This is a genomic window from Pseudomonas sp. GW821-FHT02H09 (genome assembly GCF_059421425.1).
On record NZ_JBWKVA010000024.1, the window covers coordinates 56,505 to 78,571 of the forward strand.

Sequence of the window (22,067 nt, forward strand, 5' to 3'; positions counted from 1 at the left end):
TCAAGCCTTCCCTGCGTGATGGTGTGTTTTAGGCGATAAACCGTTAGACTTCTGCGCGATTTCCGAAGATTTTTCGGCCCGACCTGGTCGCTGACGAAACGGTTCTCCGCTTTGATCCCAACGCTCTGGCCAAATCTGAAAAGGCGTAAGGCCTAGGGCTTGGGCGATAGCTCGCTCCATGCGGGGATAGGCAACGCGCTTCACGTTGTTCAGTGCGTTACGCTCAACTCCGAGTTGGCGAGCCAGTTGAGCCAGCGAAGTGCCTTTGGCCCGCAGCTGAAACTTGATCCATTCCCAGCGCAGTTCGGCCTTCTTCGGAATTTCGTTATCTATCTTCATTTTTTGGTTCCGTTTTCCACTATTTAGAGTGGTTTTTAGGGTCACTAACGTTCCCTTGGGAATAATTTAGTCGTTTTCCGCAAAGCGAACAACCGAAAACTGAAGATTTCGTTTGTGTCTTCCGCTGTGTTTGGCACCGTTTTTAGCTAACCGCTTGTTTTTATTGGGTTTTTTAGGAATTCGAAATGCTGAAAAAAAGAAGACGCGCATTTCGTTTTCCGCAAATGGGAAAGCGAAATGCCTGAGAACCTTGCTGAAAGAATTAGGGAGTGCGCTTCGATAGTCGGAAACGGTGATGAGCTGTCTCGAAAAGCATCGATTCCGAGAAGTACGCTTGAGTCGTATATGACGGGGGACAGTGAGCCCAAGGCCTCCAGGCTTGTGGCTATCGCCAAGACTGCTCGCGTGGATATTGGATGGCTTGCGAGCGGTGAAGGCTCTAAACACGCTGGTGAAGCTCTGGAGAGCCAGCAGGAGGAACTGTACGACTACGTTCCACTTTACGACGCCCATATCAGCCAGGGACACGGCGCCTGGAACGAAGGAGCCCGGATTTTGACCATGCTGGCCTTTACCAAGTACAGCCTGCGTAAGAAAGGATTGCTCACGGAACATCTGGCAGCTGTACGCGTTGCAGGTGATTCCAATGAGCCCGTGCTAAGCGACGGAGACACCGTAATGGTTGATCTGCGTCGCAACCAGTTCCAGGGCGAAGGTTTCTATGTAATCCGCTTGGACGACTTGTTGTATGCCAAGAGACTGCAACGCCAACTTGATGGGGGCGTGATGGTCATCAGCGCAAACTCTGCCTATCAGCCACTAGCTGTCCCACGCGGTAGCCTCGACACATTGCATGTCGTGGGCCAGATTGTTTGGTCCGGCGGCTGGATGATCTAGAGCAAATGCCAAAGAGCCCGCTAAATGCGGGCTCTTTGGTGAGTCATCTTCCGTTTTTCGTTTGCTCCCTATTTGGCACTACTTTCGCGCCACCTCTCCGCTCAAGCCCCCGTCTTTCCTGATTCGCCCAGGTTCTTCCGGCTTCTTCCCACCGGTTTCTCTTGGTGCCATATCAATCGTTAACTCACACTTGCTCGCGATGACGGCATCACATTCAACGGGGATGTTGACTGTAAGTCCGCTATCGCGAGCAAGCTCGCTCCTACAGGTTTTTCGTTTGTTGGCTCAAACCGTTGGCAGGGCCTGCGCCAGAGCCGCTTGACGTTTACGGTTGGTCATGAAGTAAGCGCCGTAGCAGATGGCGATAAAGCCAAAGCCCCAATACAGCGACGGACGTTGGGTCTCGTCGAGGGCCAGGAAGACGAACAGCGAGCAGCACAAAGCGATGCACAGCAGCGGCAGGAACGGGAACCACGGCGCACGGTATTTCAAATCGCTGAGTTTGCCGCCGCCCTTGATGTACGCACGGCGGAATTTGTATTGCGCCAGGGCGATCACGATCCAGGTCACAGTGCCGGACATGCCGCTCACGGCCATCAGCACCATGAACAGGGTGTCGGCGGCAACAAAGCTGGTCATCAGCGACACCAGCGCAAAGCACAGGGTGATGCTCAGAGCACGCAACGGCACGCCGCGAGAGCTCAATGGCGACAGGCTTTTGGGTGCCATACCGGTTTTCGACATGGCCCAAAGGATCCGCGTCGAAGCGTACAGCCCCGAGTTACCGACCGACAGAATCGCCGTCAGGATCACGAAGTTCATCAGGTCCGCGGCGTAAGGAATGCCGACCATGTCGAACACCTGCACGAACGGGCTTTCCATCAAGCCGGCCTGCTGCCATGGCACGATGGCCGACAGCACCACAATCGCCAGCACATAGAAGATCAGCACGCGGAACACCACGTTGCGCACAGCCCTGGGAATACTTTTCTCCGGCTGATCGGTTTCGCCAGCGGCAACCCCCATGATTTCGCAGCCCTGGAAGGCGTACACCACGGTCATCATCACCGCGAACACCGCAGAGAGCCCGTTGGGGAACAGCGAGTCACCGATCAGATTGGTCATCATCGGCGCCGGGGCACCACTGGTCAGCGGTATCGCGCCGAAAATCACCAGCACGCCAACGATGATAAAGCCGAGGATTGCCGCCACCTTGATGCCGGAGAACCAGTATTCCGCTTCACCGAAAGCACGGGTCGCCAAGGCGTTCAGTCCAAACAACACCACCACGAACAGCGCCGACCAGTACCAGATCGGGATAATCGGGAACCAGCGCACCATCAACATGCCCGCCGCGGTGAATTCCAGACCGACTGTGGTTGCCCAGCTCATCCAGTAAACCCAGCCAATCATAAAGCCGGTGGCAGGCCCGATGTACTTGGTGGCGTGGGTCTGGAAGGATCCGGAAACCGGCATTTCCACCGACAGCTCGCCGAGGCAGACCATCACCAGATACATCAGAAAGCCGGCCACCAGGTAAGCCAGAATGGCGCCCACTGGCCCGCCCTGGTTGATGGTGACACCCGAGCCCATGAACAGCCCGGTGCCGATGACCCCGCCCAGCGACAGCATGAAAATGTGCCGGCTTTTCAAGGCTCGGGTCAGGTGTACGCCTTTTCGTTCGATAGATTCGCTCATGACGGCACCTCTTAAAACTGGGCGAGGTGCGCGGTGGATGACAGGAGGTCATCGCGCGGGGAAAGATCAGCTTTACGGCAGTTCATTATTATTATCTCCAATAAGCTTCGAAGACCGCGTCCGGCGCGGTTGTCCCGATTATTGGAAAGCCATGTAAGTTCGCGTTGTACGCAAAGATCAAAGATGTAATAAGTCGTAACGAATTTGTGCGTCAGGCATTCAACACGTCTGCCAGCACCCCTTGCGAACGCTGCAACACCCCATGGAACTGCGGCACCAGCGCGTGTATCGCCACGGTGTCGTTGATCAGTGCGGCCTCCTCGAAGGCTCGCAGGACATCGGCCAAGGCGCGGAACCCCAGCGAATCGCTGCTCCCGGCCAAACGATGGGCCAGATGCGCCACTTCCGTGCAGTCACCCGCCTCGATGGCTTCCGTAAGCGCCGTGCGATGCTGGGCAATCGAGTCGCGCAACACCTTCAGCAGGCCGTGAAGTTTTTGTTCGCCGAGCAAGGTGCGATGGGTGTGCAGCAACTGCCAGTCCATCAACTCGTGTTCCAGCGCAGGCTCGGGCATGGGCGATTCACCGGCCAATGCCTGGCGCAGACTTTCGAGTTTCAACGGTTTGCCGAGAATGCCCTGCATACCGGCATCCAGATAACCGCGTACCAAGGTCGGCTGCACGCTGGCGGTCAGAGCGAAAATACGGCTGTGTTGATTGGGCCCAGACGTGCTGCGGATCAGTCTGCACAGCTCGACGCCGCTCATTCCCGGCAGATGCACATCCAGCAGAATCAACTCGAAGGATTGCTTGCGGCAGCACTCCAAAGCCTGCTCGGCATCTTCGGCGAGACTGACCCGATGCCCGTCCCGCTCCAGCAAGCCGCTGACCACATCGCGGTTCAGCGCCACGTCTTCGACCACCAGAATGCTCAGGGCCTGGCCCGGCGCACTGGTGGCGGTGGCGTTCGCAACCCCCACGACCGGTTGCAGGGTCAGCTCGAACCAGAAACAGCTGCCCTGCCCCTCCTGGCTGTCGACACCGATGCGCCCGCCAAGAACTTCCACCAGATGTTTACTGATCGCCAATCCCAATCCGGTGCCGCCATAACGCTGCGCCACGTCTTCGCTGGCTTGAGTGAAACGCTCGAAAATCTTTTCCTGCACCGCTGCCGCGATGCCGATGCCGTTGTCGGTCACGCTGAAACGCAGGCGCTGTCCAGTTATCAGATCACCAGCAGCCAGCAGCGCGACGTCAACGGTGATCTGCCCTGCCTCGGTGAACTTGACGGCATTGGCCAGGAGATTGCTCAACACCTGACGCAAAAACTGCTCGGCACCGTGGCAACGATCTGCGACCTGCGGATCAAACCGGCAATGCAATTGAGTGCCATTGCTCAACGCCCTCGGCTCAAGCAGCGTCAGCACTTCATCGATCAGTTGCCTGACGGAGAAATCGACGAGCTCCGGATGGCTTTCACCTTCTTCCAGCCGGGCGAAATACAGCACTTCGTTGAGAATCGTCAGCAAACCTTCGCCGGCCTTATACAAAGCTTCCAGACGTTTACCATCGCGCTCCTCGAGGCGGGCGCCGCGCAGCAGTTCAGCCATGCCAAGAATGCCATTGAGCGGCGTGCGCAGTTCATGGCTCATGGTGGCGAGGAAGCGCGACTTGGCGAGGTTGGCCGCTTCGGCATCGTCCTTGGCGCGCAGCAGACTGGCGGTGCGTCGCTCGACCATTTTCTGCAGTTCGTCACGCTTGTCTTGCAGTGCCAGACGGTCGACTTCGCGCCGGTCGATATCGCTAAGGATTGCCCGGCGCATGTCATCGAGCGCGTGAGCCACGGTATCGATTTCGTCCTCGGTACCGGTGCTGCTTTTATCCAGCCGCAAAGGCTCGTGCCAGTCTCCGGCGGCAATTCGCCGGGCAAAATCGGCCATGACCTGCAGATGTCGGGTCACCAAACGGTAGAACAACCCCGAAAGCGCAACCGCCAGACCGCAGAGGAACACACTCATCCATAACAGGCTGGTCAGCCCGGTGGCGTACAAACGGCGATACACCGCCCCCAGATCGGTACTGACTTCCAGCTCGCCCAGATGCCGCGATGGGCCGGCCGGCGGCTGATAGTTCAGCTCGAAACGCTCGATGCGCAACGCCCCCGGTGCAGATGAACTGCCTTGCAGCAGGTCAAAGTCAGGGCTGCTCAAACGCACGCGGGCCACATCGGAAAAATCCACCAACCCGCGTAATTGCACATTCAACTGCTCCTGGTTGAGATCCCAGAGGCTGCGCTCCAGACTTGCCAGGTAGCCGGCCCGGATCAGTTCCATGCGCGAATCGATATCACGCATTTCACGGCGGTACTCGAAGTACAACTGCACGGTGCTGGCGAGGAGGGTGAAACAGAGGCTGAACAGCAGGATGAACAGCAGCAAACGCCGCAACAGGCCGCTGGGATTGGTGCGTTTCATTGCGCATCCGCCGGCAGGTTGATCATGTCTCGGTAGGTGGCTTCACTTTCGTTCAGCCAACGTTCGATCTCGCCGGAGTCGACCATCCGCTGCAGTTGGGCGTCGATATCGGGCATGCGTTCGGCCAGTGCGGAACGGCGTGACACCGCGACCCGTAAATAGTCCACGCTCAACGAATTGGGCAATGCCTCGATGTCTGCGGCGCCCGGCAAGTGTTCAACGAACAGCTGCCCGGTGCGTCGCTCCTGAGTGATGAAGTCGATCCTGCCGCGAATCAGTTTGCCGAAGTTCTGTCGACTGTCGGACACCCATTCGATATTGCCGTGCTGAGCGACGAAACGATCGAAGTCCAGCCCATAGCTTTCACCGAACAGTAAACCGCCACGGTAGTTGCCCAGGTCTTCAAGCCGTTCGAACTTCACCGGATGTTGGCGATTGACGAACACCGCGACTTCTTCGCGCAACACCGGCACCGTCGAGAAGCGCATGCTCTGCTCGCGTTGCGCCGTGCTGTAGGCCAGGACCACGTCAACGCGGCCTTCGGCGGCGTCCAGCAAGCAGCGCTTCCAGTTGCCCAGCACGACGATGTCGACCTCATAACCCAGCTGACCAAACAAGCTTTTGACCACGCTGGGCGCAAGGCCGCGCACCTGTTTGCCGTCGCTCCAGGAAATCGGCGGGTAAACCGGATAATCGCAATAACGAATTCGCTCGGCCGCCGCAGCGCTTGTACCCGCCAGCGCCAACAGCAGCCAGAGCAGCCGCAACATGCCGTTCAGGCAGCCTCACTGGCGGTGAACAAATAACCTGCGCCATGGATGGTAATGATCAATTGCGGTTCGGCGGGATCGTCATGCAGTTTGCGCCGCAAGCGCCCCACCAGGACGTCGATGGAGCGATCATTGGGCACCCATTCACGGTTGCGGATCTGATCCATCAACTGGTCGCGACTCAAGGTATGGCCACTGTTGCGCAAAAACACACTGAGCAACTGGTATTCACCATGGGTCAGCAGGGTTTCGCCACCGGCTTGATCGATCAAGCGTCGGCGATCGGTATCCAGTGCCCAGGCAGCGAACTGTTTGACTTGCTGACGAGGCAGCACCGTCGCCGGCTTGTGCACCTGGGCATGGCGAACCCGGCGCACCAGGTTTTTCGCCCGAGACACCAGTTCACGCGGGTTGAGGGGTTTGATCACATAATCATCGGCGCCGCATTCGAGGCCGACGATGCGGTCGATTTCGTCGTTGCGCCCGGTAATCAGGATGATCCCGACCTCCGAGCGTACGCGCAGCTCTCGGGTAAGGGTCAGGCCATCCTTGCCCGGTAGCCGGATGTCCAGCATCACCAGATCGACAGGGGTGGTTGCCAGAAAGGTTTCGGCCAGTTCCGCGGTTGCGGCGCAGTGCACTTCGTAGCCTTCCTGCGAGAGGTAAGCATGAAGGAGTTCGCGAATCAGCGGATCGTCGTCGACGATCAGTACCCGAGGAGTCATCGCTTGTTGTCCTGCCTGTGCCCGAAGGCGCGTTTCTTATTAGAGTTTTTCCTGCATCAGCGGCAGAGAGTATCCATTGCTGAACGGTCGATCAACAGCCCTCCGTCTGCAGCCGGAAACGCTGGCGACCGCCCGCCTGCAAACCGTCGACCCAGGCTTCGCAAATCTGGATGCCCTGATTCGGGGTGAACGTGCCGGGGTTGAGTCCCGACTCCAGCCACAAGCCGTCGAGCAGCGCGCTCAAACCAATAGCGGCAAGGTCGGCATCGAAGTCTTCCCAGCCCTCTTCCTGCGCCAGATCGTTCAACACCTTGCGCAACTCGGCGCGGTATTCACCGTAGGAATGCTCGTGGGCGAGGTTGATCGCCTCGGCGGTCTTTACCGCGCCCCAAAACGCCAGCCAGGCATCCAGCAATTGCGGATCAAGCATTTCGGCCGAGAACGATGCGCGAAAGAACGCCGACAAACGCTCGCGCGCATTGGGTGCGGCTTGTTCCATGGCTTCGCGTAGCAGGCTCATGACTCGACCGGTGACCGCCATGTAGGCTTCGGCCACCAGTTCATCCTTGCCTGAATAGTGATGACTGATCAGCCCGACCGAAACCCCCGCCTGCGCGGAGATCTTGCGGATCGAAGCGCCCTGGAAGCCGTGGCGTTTGAGACACACCAGCGTTGCCTCGATCAGGTTGGCCTTGCGCAACTCCGGCTCCATTCGGGAAAAGCGGGCTTCCTGAGTCATTGCGGTCAATCTCCTGGGATCAGTCGTTGGGCTGGTTGTTTGCAGCCACTAAGCTGAACGACTGTACAACAGGAACTCGAACTGTGGCGAGGGGGCTTGCCACGCGAACCGTAGCAGCTGCTACGGGCATTAAGGTCTGCGCCTATTTGCTCGCCCAGGCATTGAAGCGCTCTTCGAGTTCTTCACCGTGATCGACCCAGAACGGCACATTCATCGACAGTGCACCGATCAGGTTCTGCGGTGCGGTCGGCACCCATTGGGCCAGCTTGGGATCCAGGCGCGCCGCCGCTTGCGTGTTGGTTGGCCCGTAAGGAATCTGCTCGACATACTTGATCTGCGCGTCGGACTGGTTGGCGAAAGCAATGAACCTTTTGGCCTGGTCCACATGTGTTGAGCCTTTGATGATTGCCCAGTAGTCCATGCCGTACAGGCTCCCAGGCCAGACCAGCCCCAGATGGCTGCCGCCCTGCGCGGCGGCGGCGATGCGCCCGCTGTAGGTTGAGGTCATGACCACGTCTCCGGAGATCAGCCATTGCGCCGGTTGCGCGCCGGCTTCCCACCACTGGATATAGGGTTTGAGTTCAGTCAGTTTGGCGAACGCACGATCTACGCCCGCGGGTGTGCTCAATACCGAATACACGTCCTCGACTTTCACCCCGTCCGCCAACAAGGCGAACTCAAGGTTATATACCGCGCGTTTACGCAACCCGCGCTTGCCGGGGATTTTCTGTACATCCCAGAAGTCCGCCCATGAAGCTGGTGCCTTCGCCAGTTTGTCAGTGTCGTAAGCAATCGCCACGCTCCATACCAACGCGGCGGAACCGCACGCTTGTGCCGCATCGGGAATCAACTGGTCCTCTCGTCCAAGTTTCTTCCAGTCGAGTCGCTCGTACATGCCCTCATCGCAGCCGCGCATCAGGTCCGGGCCTTCGATCTGCACCACGTCCCAATCGACGTTGCCGGTGTCGACCATCACCTTGATCCTGGCCATCTCGCCGTTGTATTCGCTTTGGATCAGCTTGCTGCCGTCCGCTGCGCTGAAGGGTTGAAAGAAAGCCACATCCTGGGCTTTTTGACCGGCACCGCCATAACCGACCACCACCATGTCCTGTTCTGCTTGAGCGCTACCCAGGCCCATGGCGAGGGTGAGAATCAAAGGATAAAAACCGTGCTTGAGCGTATTCGACTTCATCAGTGGTTCCTCGTGCTGGTATCACTCAGCGAGCGCTGCCGTGACCCGTTTTTATTTTGGTGAGGTTCACCCCAGGAGTGGGTGCGGATTGAAGCTATTCAACCACAATTAAAAAAACAAGTTGATTTTTTACTGAGGGTAAATTTCTATAGCGGAATAATAACAACGCCGAAAATCCTGTTTACCGGCCTCGGCTAGCCTGGAGTACCACACCATGCCGACTTCAAACCAAGCGTTTGCGCACCTCTTCGAACCGCTGCAGATCCGTGGCAAGCGCCTCAAAAACCGCATCATGTCCAGCGGTCACGACACGTCGATGCCGACCGACAATCTGGTCAACGAGCAATTGATCGCCTATCACCGGGCGCGTGCCGAGGGCGGCGTGGGCCTGATCGTGCTGCAAGTTGCCGGGGTGCATGACAGCGCGCGCTACACCTCCCATGTGCTGATGGCCACCGACGACGCCTGCATCGAGGGCTACCGAAAACTGGCCGAAACCTGTCATGCCCATGGCACCGTGGTGCTCTCGCAGATCTTCCATCCGGGGCGGGAAATCATGGAGTCCAGCGATGGCCTGCTGGCCGTCGCCTACTCGCCTTCGGCGGTGCCCAACGAACGCTTTCGGGTCATGCCGCGCGCGCTTGATCAGGCGATGATCGACGACATCGTCGCCGGCTATGGCGCAGCGGCCCGGCGTTTGTATCAAGCCGGGCTGGACGGTGTGGAAGTGGTCGCCAGCCATGGTTACCTGCCCGCGCAATTCATCAACCCACGCGTCAACCAACGCACCGACGGTTACAACGGCGACCTGCAACAGCGCCTGCGGTTTCTGCGCGAAGTCATTGCGCTGGTGCGCGCGAACACTGACGAGCAGTTCATCATCGGCTTGCGCATCTCCGCCGACGAACGCGACCCCGAAGGCCTGACCGAAGACGAGTCGCTGGCGGCGGTCAAGTCACTGCAGCAGTACCTGGATTACGTGCACATCGTCGCGGGGACCTCGGCGTCTTTGGGCGGTGCGGTGCATATCGTGCCGCCGATGGCCATCGAACCGGCCTATCTGGCCAAGGAGGCCGGGACGTTCAAGGCCAGCCTGTCGATTCCGCTGTTCGTCACTGGACGCATCAACCAGCCGCAGGAGGCCGAACTGATCATTGCTCGCGGTCAGGCCGATGTGTGCGGCATGACCCGCGCACTGATCTGCGACCCGCAAATGCCGAACAAGACCGACGCCGGGCGCAGCGAAGATGTTCGAGCCTGCATCGCCTGCAATCAGGCGTGCATCGGGCACTTCCACAAAGGCTTGCCGATTTCCTGCATTCAGCACCCGGAAACCGGCCGTGAACTGGTTTTCGGCTCCCTGCAGCCGACCACCAAACGCAAGCGCATCATGATCGCCGGCGGCGGTCCGGCCGGGATGAAGGCGGCCGCCGTGGCCGCCGAGCGCGGGCATGAGGTCACGCTCTATGAAGCCAGTTCGCAGCTCGGCGGGCAGGTCCTGCTGGCGCAACTGCTGCCTCGGCGCAGCGAATTCGGCGGCGCCAGCACCAACTTGCAGCGGGAAATGGAACTGGCCGGCGTACGCGTGGTGCGCAACACCCGCGTCGACCGGGCACTGGTCGAGCGCGAACGGCCGGATCTGGTGATCGTTGCAACCGGTGCCGAACCCTACTGGCCGGCTTTCGAACGCGGCGGCGAACTGCAAGTGGTGGATGCCTGGCAGGTGCTGCGCGACGAGGTCAGGCTCGGGCGTTCGGTGCTCGTCGTCGACTGGCGTTGCGACTGGATCGGCCCCGGCGTCGCCGAACGTCTGGTGCGCGCAGGGCATCAGGTACAGCTGGCGGTCAACGGCACCCATTGCGGGGAAAACCTGCCGCTGTACGTGCGCGATCAACTGGTCGGTGAGCTGCATCGGCTGGGCATTCCGATCACGCCCTATGCCCGTCTGTACGGCTGCGATGACAGCACCGTCTACATGCAACACACCGCCAGTGCAGAGCCGATCATGTTCGAAGACATCGACACCCTGGTGCTGTGCCAGGGCCATCAGCCGGTGGATACGCTGGGCGCGCAACTGCAGGGGTTGGTGGAATTTCGCCGGATCGGCGACTGCCTGGCACCGCGCACGGCCGAAGAAGCGATTTATGAAGGGTTGAAGGTTGCCTGGGACCTCTGAGGCTGCTTTATACTCCGGGCCCTTGTCAGCGCCCTCGCTGACGTGCCATCGGCAGGCTCGAGCGTTTCAGACGCTCAGCCAACACTCGGTTCGGAGCACGCAATGAGCAACAGCAGCAACCTGCCGCCTGCCAGCGCCGCGTCCGCCAAACAGAGCGGCGCAACAGAGCCGCACTTTCTGGGCACGCGGATTCGCGGGCTGCGCAAACGCCGGGGCATGACCCTGACCGCCCTGGCTGAGATGAGCGAGCTGACGGCAGGCTATATCAGCCAGCTCGAACGCAATCTGGCTTACCCCTCGATTCCGGCGTTGTTCAACATCGCCCGCAGCCTGGGCGTCACCATCCAGTGGTTCTTCGCCAGCGAAGCCAGCACGGCCCCCGAGGACAGTGGTTACGTGGTCCGCAAGAACAGCCGAATGAGCGTGCATTACGAAGACGGCATCGTTGACCAGTTGCTGACCCCGCAACCCAATCGTCAATTGGAGATCCTGCATTCGCGCTTTCCGCCAGGCACTTACAGCCAGCAGAGCTATTGCCATGAAGGCGAGGAAGCCGGATACCTGCTCTCCGGCAACTTTGAGCTGTGGGTCGGCGAGCGCTATTTTCAGCTCAATGAAGGCGACAGTTTCAGTTTTTCCAGCCAGGAACCTCACCGTTATGGCAATCCCGGTGAGGTCGATGCGGTGGTGATCTGGGTAATCACCCCGCCGACCTTTTGAAGCGCCAAAAACGACAAGAAACTGCCGGAACCCGTGGTGTTCCGGACAGTGAAATCCAGCAAAGGCGACCCCATGAACGACCTGATCAAGTGCAACCAAAGCGGCGGACTGTTGACCCTGACCATCAACCGTCCGGACAAGCTCAATGCCCTGAGCAACAGCATGTACACCCGTCTGGCCGACCTGCTGTTTGCTGCCGCCGAAGACCCCGAGACTGCCGTGGTCATCATCACTGGGGGCGAACAGTGCTTTACCAGTGGCAACGACCTGCAGGACTTTCTCCAGGATCCACCGACCCATCTGAATAGCCCGGCGTTCCGTCTCATGGACGCGGTCATCCATCTGGACAAGCCGTTGATCGCCGCGGTCTGCGGCGCTGCCATCGGTATCGGCACCACCCTCCTGCTGCATTGCGATCAGGTGCTGGTCACCCGTAATGCCAAACTGCGCATGCCCTTCGTGAACCTTGGCTTGTGCCCTGAATTCGGTGCAAGCCTGCTGTTACCGCGCATGCTCGGCCATGCCAGAGCCGCCCGACTGCTGCTCTGGGGCGACGGCCTGGACGGCACTCAGGCGGTGGCTTGGGGGCTGGCCAATGAAGTGCTGGACGACGGCGAACAATGTCTGGCCGCAGCACAACGGATGGCCGATCGACTGCTGGCCCTGCCTCGCGAGTCCCTGTTGCACAGCAAACGGCTGCTTAAGCAGCCAGTGCTGAAGGAACTGGAGGAAACCCTGCGCAGGGAAAACCTGCTGTTTATCGAACGTCTGAACAGCACCGAAGCCAAGGACGCGTTGAACGCCATGCTGCAACGCAGTAGCACCAAGGCCTGAACCCACTGGCCTCAGCGGCGGGTAATCAACCCTTGCCGGGCGATTCGCGTCAGTTGCTTGATGACTTCTGCCGCGTGCTCGGCGCTGGGTGCCTGAATCACCGCCAGATCGAAACTGTCGCTGGCAAAGCGCGCCAGCGACTCCCCGTCTTCGACAAACTGAATCAGAAAAGCCGAAGGACCACCGGTGCGTCGCGGCCAGCCATCGAGATAGCGCAGCAAAGTGGGTTGATGTTTACCGCCAAGAAGGATTTTTGGATTGCGCTGGGTGAGGTCCGCCGTGATCGGCGCCAGACGTATAAGGGGGCGAAGTGCATTCATCGTGTCGAGTCTCTGCCTCAAAAGTCTGCATGGCAGGTGAGAGGCAACACCGAACCAGCGCTTTAGCGGTATTTCGAAGCCTGTTTCAAGCTTCTGTCGGTAACCCTTTGAGTCACCTGGCGCCCCGCAAGTAGCTGTTTAAATCGGCGCATGAGCAGCATCCTAGAGAAGCCGATGGTGCAGTGTCAAGAATCTCGATGATCACTCTGCTGCCCGACGTCCTCCGTTGAAAACCGCTCTCGATAAGCCTGAGGTGTCACACCCATGGCCCTGAAGAAACTGCGCCGCAGCGTCTCTTCACTGCCAAACCCGCACTGCGCCGCCACCCGCTTGATCGGCACGCCGGTATCACACAACAAGCGCCGCGCGGTCTCCACCCGAATCAACTCAATCGCGCGAGCCGGAGTCTGACCCGTCTCGGCCCGGTAATGCCGCACAAAGCTGCGGTCACTCATCCCGGCTTGTAGCGCCAGGGTCGGGATGTTGAGTTCCATGGCCAGGTTTTCGGCGATCCAGGCGTGGAGCTCGTCGAAGCGATTGCCGTCTTTTTGCAGGGACAAGGTCACGCTGAATTGCGACTGCCCACCTGGGCGTTTGAGAAACACCACCAGTTGCCGTGCAACCTCCAGGGCCATGGCTCGGCCGAGGTCTTCTTCGACCAGGGCGAGTGCCAGGTCGATACCGGCGGTCACCCCGGCCGAGGTCCAGACCGGGCCGTCATTGATGAAGATCGGGTTGGGCTCGACCCGCAGTTGCGGATGTTTCTGTGCAAGCTGTTCACAGCGGGTCCAGTGGGTGACCACGCGCCGACCGTCGAGCCAACCGCTGGCAGCCAGTAGAAAAGCGCCGGTGCAGACCGAAGCAACCCGTCGCGATACTGATGCCTGCTGGCGTACCCACTCAACCAGGCTGGCGTCTTCGGCCGCCGCGTAGACGCCCCAGCCTCCAGCGATAATCAGCGTGTCGCACGGCCGGTCCTTCGCCGGCAGCGGATCGGCCACCAGCGCCAGCCCGGCTGAAGACATCACCGGTCCCGTCTGCGCGGCAATCACCGTCGGCGCATAGGGCTGCGGCAAACCTTGCTGACGGGCCAGATCATTGGCCGAAGCGAAGACCTGCAACGGCCCGGTCGCATCGAGCACTTGCACGTTGGCAAAGGCCAGCACATAAACAGTTTTCGGTTGGGTCGTCATGACTGGCGTAAATCGTGGGCTTATTGGCGTATACGCCAAATCCTACGTCGATAGAGTGAAGTCGTCCACCCATGCCGGGTGAGTGCATTGGATCGACCACGAGGATTGTGCAATGACGCTGCAGATCGGTTTTCTGTTGTTTCCACAGGTTCAGCAACTCGACCTGACCGGGCCTTATGATGTGCTGGCCTCGCTGCCGGACGTCACCGTGCATTTGATCTGGAAGGACCTCGAACCGGTGAGTTCGAGCACCGGCCTGATGTTGATCCCGACCACCCGCTTCGACGACTGCCCGCCCCTGGACGTGATCTGCATTCCCGGCGGTTCCGGTGTCGAACCGCTGATGGAAGACACCGAGACCCTGGACTTCATCAAACGTCAGGCCAGCCACGCGCGCTATATCACCTCGGTCTGCACCGGCGCCCTGGTGCTGGGCGCCGCAGGACTGCTACGCGGCAAACGTGCAACCACTCATTGGGCTTACCACGAGTTGCTTGGCCCGTTGGGCGCCATTCCAATACGCGAGCGTGTGGTGCGCGACGGCAACTTGCTGACCGGCGGAGGCATTACCGCCGGAATCGATTTCGCGCTGAGCCTGGCCAGTGAATTGTTCGGCGAAGACACGGCGCAACTGGTGCAGCTGCAGCTCGAATACGCTCCTGCTCCACCGTTCGACTCCGGCAGCCCGCAGACTGCACCGCGCGCGGTGCTGGAGGAAGCCAATCGGCGCTCGGCGCAATCGCGCAAGCTACGTGGTCAGGTTGCCGATCGGGTTGCGCAGCAGCTGAGTCACAACTGGTAAAGCTGCGCCGAACACACAATCTGTGGCGAGGGAGGCCTGCGCGCGGAAAGTGTCGTCGCCGAGCTAAAGCGTAAGGGCGTGATGGTGACAACGGCAGAACCGTTTGCGGCGACCGCCCATGTGCCCCACGCACTGCGGGGGGGCGATCGGGCTGCCAATGTTGAAACGGACGCTGGAAACCCTGCGCGAAGTGGTCGAGGTCTGAAGCTGCGGACTTTTCAGCAGATAACAAAAAACCCGCCGAAGCGGGTTTTTCAAGACCATTACGACATCCTGTCGGCTGCATTCCATGCAAATGGTCGGTCATCCATGACCCTGAGCGCGTCCTTCGCTTCAGTTGATGGATGTAGATTAGGCTCAATGCCCAAGCGTCAACAGACGACATTCCATCGACCGCGTGTAAGCCTTTCGCCATAACCGCGCCGTCGTGCAGTAAATGACGATCGGCGCACCGTTTTGGATAACCTCAATGCGCAGCGAGATACGTCTCAATGTTGCTCATCTGCTCGTCCCAGCCCCTGCTGTTCATGCGGAAGGCTTTCAGACGACGCTCCGCCGGGATGTCGTCGAAACCGGACTCCACTACCCGCAGCAAGGTGCCGGCGTCCGGGTCCTCCGGATCCTCCGAGTCCCCCAGGTCTTCCAGCTCAAACCGCACTAGCGTGGTGGGCTCCGCCGAATAGTCGACACCGGGATCCACGGCATAAGGATGCCAACGGAAGGAAAAAACCAGCTCCGGCTCGAGACGCTCGACCAGTACATCCCACACAAGATGTTCGTACCCCGGATAGGTGATTTTCCCTTGGGTACGCTGGCCCGCGACGAAGCGTTGCCCTTTGAGCGCCACGCCGAACCAGTCACCGAAGGCTTCAGCATCCGCTAGCGCACGCCAGACCAGTGAGCGCGGCACGTTGAGCAAGACCTTTCTTTCAATGTGATCTGATGATGTGTTCATAGCAATCCTCCTGAATGAACAGTAGGCCTGCCCGTCCCGGGGAGCAACCCTCACGTTACATCAGGTATTCTCAACTATCGGCAAACGTCGGGAAGTTTGGCCATTAATCCCCCCATATGGCCGGTAATCGTCATTAAAAGTAGATACAAGGATGAATCCGTGAATACCCTCAAAGGCAGTTGCCTGTGCAAAACCATCGAATACCAGCTCGATAGCCTCGACATGCCGATCAGCCACTGCCATTGCCACACCTGTCGCAAAGCTCACGCCGCCGCTTTTGCTTCCACGGCAGGCGTCATGCGAGAACACTTTCGCTGGATCAAAGGTCAGGACAAGCTTTCATCCTTCGAATCTTCACCGGGAAAACTGCGACACTTCTGCTCTGTCTGCGGTTCCCATTTAGTGGCACAGCGCTTGGGTCAGCCTCATGTGATTGTTCGCGTCGCGACGCTCGATGACGATCCGGAAATCAAGCCACAGGCGCACATATGGACGTCCCATGATGTGCCGTGGCTTGAGTATGAAGCGGTAGTGTCCTGGCCAGAATGGCAAGAGTGAAACCCGTGGCCGGCTACCCTCTCATCCGAGAGCAGCCGGTTTGACCATCAGCGCACAAACACCTGTGCCGTGGTAATCGCCATATCCCCACCCGGCATTTTGATACTGCCCACCTGCTTCAGGCTGTCGGCATCAAAAATCGCCACGTCATTGAAGGTCCCGGCCAGGTAGATCTTGCTGCCTTCCTTGTTGAACGAGATGCAGTAGTAGGAGTGATCCAGGGTTGTCGACTGGAGCAGTTTCTTCTGCTTGATATCGTACTTGGCCAACCGGTTGAGGACGCCGAACATCAGGTTCGGGTCTTTGGGTGAACGCATGCCGCTGAAATAGATTTCGGTCAACGGTCCGAAGTCGGTGGTTTCGGTTTTGCCGGTATTCAAGTCGATGCTGAACAGGCCGTAAAGGAGCTCGGCGGTCGCCGGGTCTTCCTTCTTGTCTTTGAATTTCGCTGCGGTGTAGAGCAGCGAGAAGTCATGCCGATAGGTTTGCTGGTTCCACACGTAGAGCACGTCCGGCGGGCTGTACAACGGACGTTTCCAGTGGCGGCTGGGGATCAGCACGTCGAATTTTCCGGTTTTCACGTCGACCTTGTAGACGTCCGCGCCTGCCACATAGAGCGTGCCGTCATCGCCGCTTTGCATGATGGTGAGCTGCCGTGGCGCCGGGAAGCTGCGGACCGGTTTGGCGCTCATGCCGGCGTCGGTGGCGTAGACATCCAGCCTTGGCGCCTGCACTTCGTAATGGTCACTGCGCATCAATGTCGGATTGGCGACGGTGTAGAGCTCCTTGCCGTCGTGGCTGACGGTGAAGGCGAACATCGAGCGCGCTTTTTCACCCGGTTGTTGGGTGATGCTGGCGTGGAATACCTGCTTGCAGCTATCCAGCTCGACGCCGTAAACATCCGCGTAATGGTTGTTCAGCACGTAGGCAATCTTGCGATCCGGGGACAGCTGGATAGTGCCCGGGCCGAAGGCGTCCGGCAGTTTGCAGGTCTTGTACAGACTGTCGGTCTTAAGGTCGATGACGTGCAGGTTGTTCGGGTAATTGGTGGTCAACATGTACTCGTGACCGGTTTCGAGAATCGGGTTTTCATCGGCCAGTGCCGTGAGCGAACACGCGCCTAGAATGGCGGAAGCGGCAAGGCCGCAGACATTGGTGCGAAGCATGCTGGAATCCTTCTGTGGGATTATTTGTCTTTCGGGAACTATTTGTCTTTCGGAAAAACAGTCCCGAGATTGCGCCAGCTCTCGTTGGAGGCTTGCGCATCTTTGTTCCAGTCCGGGTAGGTGCTCATCATGTCCGGCACCTGGGCCGGCCACCAGCAGGGGTCGGAGCAACCGTAAAGGTCAGCCTCCATCGGCTGGCACAGCGACGACACGCCGCCAAAGGCGTCGATCTCCCAACCGGGGTCGGTGGTCGAGGCGCAGCCGGCGACGGAGTTCATCGCCACCACTTCTTCGATACGGTTTTCGGCCGCGGCCTGATCGAGCTTCTGGGCTTTGTTGTTGATTGCCTTGAGATGTTTCATATCAGTGAGCCTTGCGCGGAGTGATGTAGCTGCTGATGAACGCAGGGTTGTGGGCCATGATCCGGGTGTAGACCTGGATGCCGAAGTCGACCCAGTCACGCATCAACTCGCAGTAGTGATAGGTCGGGTGCGTCGGGTCGCCATAGCGGGCGTAGCTTTCGTGGTAGCAGCCGCCGGAGCACAGGTTGCGGATGTGGCAGTCTTCGCAACCGGTGTTGGTGCGGTCCAGACGCTGGGACAGGAAGTCGTTCAACTCGACCTGCTTCACCCCGCTGTGGACGTTGCCGAACGTCGGTAACGACGAACCGGTAAAACGGTGGCACAGGTTGAGCTCGCCTTTGTGATCCACCGCCAGCATCTTCAGACCCGCACCGCACGGCAGGGCTTTTTTGTGGCCTTCGTGGATGTCGGTGATTAACTGGTGCAGGTTGGAGAAACCAATATTGCGGTGCTCCAGCGCCGCTTCCAGATAACGCCGACCGAGTTTTTTCATGTTGGCGAAGACTTCAATCAGCTCCTCGCTGGACAGGTTGAAGCTGCTGATGTCGCCGGAGGTCACCGGGGCGAATCCGACTTCGGCAAAGCCCAGCTCATTGAACAGGTGATCCCAGATGGTTTCGACGTCGGTGACGCCTGTGGTCAGGGTCACTCGCGCGCCCACCGGGCGGCTGTTGTAGCGCGACAAGAGCATCTCGGCCTTGCGCCGGACCACGTCGTACGTACCCTGCCCGCCCACGGTGATACGGTTGCGGTCGTGCACGGTTTTCGGGCCGTCGATGCTCACTGACAAACCGAAGCGGTGAGCATTCAGGTAGTCGACGGTCTCTTCAGTGAGCAACGTCGCGTTGGTGGTCATGACGAACTCAACGAATTTTCCGGCCTCGGAAAAACGCTTCTCGCAGTAGTCGACCATGTATTCGATCAGCTTGCGATTGCTCAGCGGCTCGCCGCCAAAGAACACCACAGTGAAACGCTCTTCATCCGGGGATTCGCGCAGCAGCATTTCCACTGAAGCGATCGCCGTTTCGACGTCCATTTTCTTACCGGCCGACGGCTTGTCGAGGTCTTCCTTGTAGCAGTAGGTGCAGCTCAGATTGCAGCCAGTGTTGACGTTCAGCACCACGGTATTGATCGCCGTGCGCTCGACCCGTTTGACGCCGATGTCCGGGGTCAGCGGCGAACCGTCGCTGACCAGTTCCAGGGCGATCAGCTCGCGCAGGGTCTCGGTGATTTCCTCGCCGCCGTAGCGCGCGGCCAGGCGCTCGATCAGGTCGTCGGACGAGCAACCGGGACCGCGCAAGGTATCGATAATCGTGCCCGTCAGTTCATCGCTGGCAAACAGCGAACTGCTCGGAATGTGGAACAACATGCGGTCGGCATCGACATGCACTTCGTGCAGATTCCGCTCGATCAGATTCAAAACAGCGCCCATCGCAACCTCCTGTGCAAACCCGGTTATTCAGGGTCTGCGGTCATTCCTGAAAATGCCTGAACTGCTGGTTTAGCCAGACCATCAGGGAATGGGTGGATTGTTCCAGCGTTGCACGGTGACAATCATGTGGCCTTCACCGGTCAGGGATTTTCCGGCGTCATCCACGGCGGCGATTACCTTGAGGTTGCCAGCGTTGTTGGTGGACATTTTGCGTTGTGGATTGGGCCCGGCATCGCCCGGAGTGAACACCCCGCTGTCGGCCTGCATTTGGCCTGCGAACTTGACGTCTTCGTCCTCCTTGGCGCGCTCATCGAAGGCTTCGACCTTCCACTGCGCCGGGAACACGCCGATCCGATATGGCTTGCCGTCAGCACCTTTGCCCCAGGCTTCGGCATCGAAACGGCCCTGGACCTTCGGTGTGGAACCGCCGCCCTCGCCGATCCGTGCCACCGAAAACCCGGGCACAACCTTGACCTCGGCTATGTTGCTATAGACCGCCAGCGAGGCACCTTTGAGGCTACCCAGCGTGACCTCGCGCAAGCCTGGCTTCGCATCCGCAGCCGCCTTGAGTTTGACCCGCAAGCGCTCAGGGCTTTGCTCCAGCACTTCGACCACGTCCACGCCTTTGCCGAAGTTTGGTTTGCCAGTGAGACCGCTGCCGATCAGCGTGACTTCAGTTTCGCTACCGGCTTTCAGGTAACCCGGCTGCACCGCCAGCAAACGACTGGAACCGTGCCTTGCCGCAATAAAGTCCAGCCCGCGCTCATCGTGCTCGGCCTCGAACATGCGGCCTTGCAGTTCGCTGCCCTTGGCGGCGAACACCTGACGCATGACCACGCCATCGATCGTCACGTTGCCGCGCCATTCGTAGCCGCTGTAGAGGATTGCGCTGCCTTCGCCATTGAACGGGCTGCCGTCGGCGTATTGGCCTTTGACGCTGACCTTGAACTGATCGGTGCCAGCGGTGCTGACGGTCATCACGCCGGCCAGTTCACCCTTGCCCGGCAACTGGCCGCTGAAGCTCCATTCGCCTGCCAGTGAGTCGGCTTTCGGAGCTGTTTTAAGCCAATTGTTCCAAGCCTGGTTTTCCAGCGGATAACGCTTGGCCAGCAGCGGCACCATGTCCTTGCGAGCGATATCGAACCAGTCACGGTCGCGGGCCAGTGCCTGATACTCCAACGACGGCCATTGCCCCAGGTGGAAGTTCACCAGGCGTTCCCACTCCTGAGCCGGCCGCCGTTGCAAGGCAACCCGCGCACCGGAGTGGCAGCGGCCACACATCTGGCTGGTCTGGTCATCGAAATGCTCGACGGTATTGAGTCGACGCTCCAGCGCATAACGCACACCGTCAGTCTCGCTCGGCGCCAGGCCTTGGGTGTCGGCCAGGTATTTGACCAGCGTACGACGGTCCTCATCGCTGATCTGCAGACCATGCATGGTCTGCATACGGGCGATGCTCATCAGCCAGCCTTCCGGGGTCTTGCGCTGGTGGCTGATGCGGCTCAGAGCGTTGCCAGCCTCGGGGGTGTGACAGCCCTGACAGGTTTCCTTGAGGATGGTCTGCGCATCACGCGCCGCCATGCTTGGGGGAGAATGCAGGGCCACACAAGCGGCTATCGCCAGCAGGCTGCCGCTCATGCCTGATCGGAGTTTTCTCTTCATCAACGTCGAACCTCGCACGGTGCTTTCTTATTTTTTATGGATCGTTTTTATGGTCTCTACCGTCAACCGGCACGCTGTTGACGCAGGCCTGAGAAACGTCTGACATGAGCAATACACGGAGCGTGCCAGCTTATAAATAGTGTTTTTAATCAAGGTATTAACCGAAATCCGCGGCCGCAGACCGATTGGATCGATGGTTGCCAACGTCTAATTTCGCGACAACTGTTCCACTCTGAGACGAGCATAGGCGATAGATCCCATAGCAGCCGAACGCAGGCTTCGCCAGCTGCTACGATGACGGCTTAACCGCTTCAGCACCCGGCCCGGACGCGGCCTGACAGGAATCCAGCCATGCTCAACGCCCTGCTTTTCGACCTCGACGGTACCCTGACCGACACCGACAGACTCCACCTGCTGGCCCTGCAACAGCTGCTGCAGGAGGAGGATGGCCGGGCGTTCACGAAGGAAGAATTCGAAGCCCACGTCAGCGGTCAGGCCAACGCCAACATGTGCCGCTATCTGTTCCCCCAGCGCTCGGTGGCCGAACACCAAGCCTTTGCTGATCGCAAGGAAGCGCGGTTCCGTGAACTGTCACCGCAACTCACGCCCATGGCCGGGCTGGTGCGGCTGTTGGACTTTGCCAGGGAACAAGGCATCGGCGTCGCCGTGGTGACCAATGCCCCACGAGCCAATGCCGATCACATGCTTGAAGCCTTGGGTTTGCGAGAACGCTTTGAGACGGTGGTGGTCGCGGAAGAACTACCTCGGGCCAAACCTGACCCGCTGCCCTATCTCACCGGCCTTGAATGCCTGAACGCCAAAGCCCACGTCGCCATCGCCTTCGAGGACTCGATCCCCGGGCTGACGGCAGCGGTGAAGGCCGGCATCTTCACGGTCGGCCTGGTCACCAGTCAGAGCCGTGAAGCATTGCTGGCTGCCGGGGCGCATCTGGTGATTGATGACTTTACCGATGCGGCGCTGTGGGAAGTGATTGATCGGATGCTGAGTCGCCAGGCTTAGAGCGACGCGTGCCTCCAAGGGCTGTTAATGCCCT

21 protein-coding genes and 1 pseudogene are annotated in these 22,067 nt (G+C 59.4%); 8 read left to right on the forward strand and 14 right to left on the reverse strand.

The genetic code is table 11. From position 1 onward, the window contains the following. A complete protein-coding gene (locus AC07VR_RS26600; RefSeq protein ID WP_495013044.1) occupies positions 1-384 on the reverse strand; it encodes a helix-turn-helix domain-containing protein in 384 nt (127 codons plus the stop codon). 192 nt (positions 385-576) lie between these two features. Between AC07VR_RS26600 and AC07VR_RS26605 the strand changes: the two genes are divergently transcribed. After that, positions 577-1,236 carry a LexA family transcriptional regulator gene (locus AC07VR_RS26605; RefSeq protein ID WP_495013045.1) on the forward strand — a complete coding sequence of 220 codons (660 nt, stop codon included), beginning with the start codon at positions 577-579 and terminating at the stop codon, positions 1,234-1,236. A 285-nt stretch (positions 1,237-1,521) separates the two neighbouring features. Here the strand turns inward: AC07VR_RS26605 and AC07VR_RS26610 are convergent, their stop codons facing one another. From AC07VR_RS26610 to AC07VR_RS26635, 6 genes are all read right to left on the reverse strand, one after another. Continuing rightward, positions 1,522-2,934: an amino acid permease gene (locus AC07VR_RS26610; protein WP_495013046.1), complete on the reverse strand. Its 1,413-nt coding sequence runs from the start codon at positions 2,932-2,934 to the stop codon at positions 1,522-1,524. Positions 2,935-3,145: 211 nt separating this feature from the next. Then, entirely contained in the window at positions 3,146-5,407 is a 2,262-nt protein-coding gene (locus tag AC07VR_RS26615) for an ATP-binding protein (RefSeq protein ID WP_495013047.1), read from the reverse strand. Continuing rightward, positions 5,404-6,177 carry a substrate-binding periplasmic protein gene (locus AC07VR_RS26620; RefSeq protein ID WP_494994044.1) on the reverse strand — a complete coding sequence of 258 codons (774 nt, stop codon included), beginning with the start codon at positions 6,175-6,177 and terminating at the stop codon, positions 5,404-5,406. The genes AC07VR_RS26615 and AC07VR_RS26620 overlap by 4 nt, the downstream gene beginning before the upstream one ends. Before the next feature lie 5 nt (positions 6,178-6,182). Next, positions 6,183-6,902, reverse strand: coding sequence for a response regulator (locus AC07VR_RS26625; protein WP_494994045.1), 720 nt, complete (start codon positions 6,900-6,902; stop codon positions 6,183-6,185). Positions 6,903-6,993: 91 nt separating this feature from the next. After that, entirely contained in the window at positions 6,994-7,641 is a 648-nt protein-coding gene (locus tag AC07VR_RS26630) for a TetR family transcriptional regulator C-terminal domain-containing protein (protein ID WP_494994046.1), read from the reverse strand. A gap of 142 nt (positions 7,642-7,783) precedes the next feature. Then, positions 7,784-8,833, reverse strand: a complete 1,050-nt coding sequence (locus AC07VR_RS26635; RefSeq protein WP_495013048.1) for an ABC transporter substrate-binding protein — start codon at positions 8,831-8,833, stop codon at positions 7,784-7,786. Between the two features lie 214 nt (positions 8,834-9,047). Here AC07VR_RS26635 and AC07VR_RS26640 point away from each other — a divergent pair, with 214 nt between their 5' ends. The 3 genes from AC07VR_RS26640 to AC07VR_RS26650 all read left to right on the forward strand — a co-directional run bounded on the left by AC07VR_RS26640 (position 9,048) and on the right by AC07VR_RS26650 (position 12,563). Beyond that, on the forward strand, positions 9,048-11,009 hold the full coding sequence (locus AC07VR_RS26640; protein WP_495013049.1) for an oxidoreductase: 1,962 nt from the start codon (positions 9,048-9,050) through the stop codon (positions 11,007-11,009). A 102-nt stretch (positions 11,010-11,111) separates the two neighbouring features. Continuing rightward, positions 11,112-11,729, forward strand: coding sequence for a helix-turn-helix domain-containing protein (locus tag AC07VR_RS26645; RefSeq protein WP_494994049.1), 618 nt, complete (start codon positions 11,112-11,114; stop codon positions 11,727-11,729). A 72-nt stretch (positions 11,730-11,801) separates the two neighbouring features. Then, a complete protein-coding gene (locus AC07VR_RS26650) occupies positions 11,802-12,563 on the forward strand; it encodes an enoyl-CoA hydratase (RefSeq protein ID WP_495013050.1) in 762 nt (253 codons plus the stop codon). An 11-nt stretch (positions 12,564-12,574) separates the two neighbouring features. Here the strand turns inward: AC07VR_RS26650 and AC07VR_RS26655 are convergent, their stop codons facing one another. After that, the gene (locus AC07VR_RS26655; RefSeq protein WP_495013051.1) at positions 12,575-12,883 is read right to left on the reverse strand and encodes a class I SAM-dependent methyltransferase; all 309 of its coding nucleotides are present in this window, start codon (positions 12,881-12,883) and stop codon (positions 12,575-12,577) included. Between the two features lie 185 nt (positions 12,884-13,068). After that, on the reverse strand, positions 13,069-14,076 hold the full coding sequence (locus tag AC07VR_RS26660; protein WP_495013052.1) for a GlxA family transcriptional regulator: 1,008 nt from the start codon (positions 14,074-14,076) through the stop codon (positions 13,069-13,071). Positions 14,077-14,188: 112 nt separating this feature from the next. Here AC07VR_RS26660 and inhA point away from each other — a divergent pair, with 112 nt between their 5' ends. Both inhA and AC07VR_RS26670 read left to right on the forward strand, forming a co-directional pair. Next, entirely contained in the window at positions 14,189-14,878 is a 690-nt protein-coding gene (gene inhA, locus AC07VR_RS26665; protein WP_495013053.1) for an isonitrile hydratase, read from the forward strand. A 33-nt stretch (positions 14,879-14,911) separates the two neighbouring features. Beyond that, a pseudogene (locus tag AC07VR_RS26670) lies at positions 14,912-15,083 on the forward strand (PLP-dependent aminotransferase family protein); the annotation flags it as partial. A gap of 261 nt (positions 15,084-15,344) precedes the next feature. Here AC07VR_RS26670 and AC07VR_RS26675 read toward each other — a convergent pair. Continuing rightward, on the reverse strand, positions 15,345-15,833 hold the full coding sequence (locus AC07VR_RS26675) for an SRPBCC family protein (protein WP_494994055.1): 489 nt from the start codon (positions 15,831-15,833) through the stop codon (positions 15,345-15,347). Positions 15,834-15,992: 159 nt separating this feature from the next. Here AC07VR_RS26675 and AC07VR_RS26680 point away from each other — a divergent pair, with 159 nt between their 5' ends. Then, a complete protein-coding gene (locus tag AC07VR_RS26680) occupies positions 15,993-16,391 on the forward strand; it encodes a GFA family protein (protein ID WP_495013054.1) in 399 nt (132 codons plus the stop codon). A gap of 47 nt (positions 16,392-16,438) precedes the next feature. On the opposite strand, the gene peaD is transcribed toward AC07VR_RS26680, so the two are convergent. From peaD to peaA, 4 genes are all read right to left on the reverse strand, one after another. Continuing rightward, positions 16,439-17,557, reverse strand: a complete 1,119-nt coding sequence (gene peaD, locus AC07VR_RS26685; RefSeq protein WP_495013055.1) for a quinohemoprotein amine dehydrogenase subunit beta — start codon at positions 17,555-17,557, stop codon at positions 16,439-16,441. 38 nt (positions 17,558-17,595) lie between these two features. After that, positions 17,596-17,919, reverse strand: a complete 324-nt coding sequence (qhpC, locus tag AC07VR_RS26690) for a quinohemoprotein amine dehydrogenase subunit gamma (protein ID WP_489071896.1) — start codon at positions 17,917-17,919, stop codon at positions 17,596-17,598. Position 17,920: 1 nt separating this feature from the next. After that, on the reverse strand, positions 17,921-19,351 hold the full coding sequence (gene peaB / locus AC07VR_RS26695) for a quinohemoprotein amine dehydrogenase maturation protein (RefSeq protein ID WP_494994058.1): 1,431 nt from the start codon (positions 19,349-19,351) through the stop codon (positions 17,921-17,923). An 81-nt stretch (positions 19,352-19,432) separates the two neighbouring features. Then, positions 19,433-21,013, reverse strand: coding sequence for a quinohemoprotein amine dehydrogenase subunit alpha (peaA, locus tag AC07VR_RS26700; protein WP_495013056.1), 1,581 nt, complete (start codon positions 21,011-21,013; stop codon positions 19,433-19,435). Positions 21,014-21,364: 351 nt separating this feature from the next. Here peaA and AC07VR_RS26705 point away from each other — a divergent pair, with 351 nt between their 5' ends. Then, positions 21,365-22,033, forward strand: coding sequence for an HAD family hydrolase (locus tag AC07VR_RS26705; RefSeq protein WP_494994060.1), 669 nt, complete (start codon positions 21,365-21,367; stop codon positions 22,031-22,033). Positions 22,034-22,067: the final 34 nt, after the last annotated feature.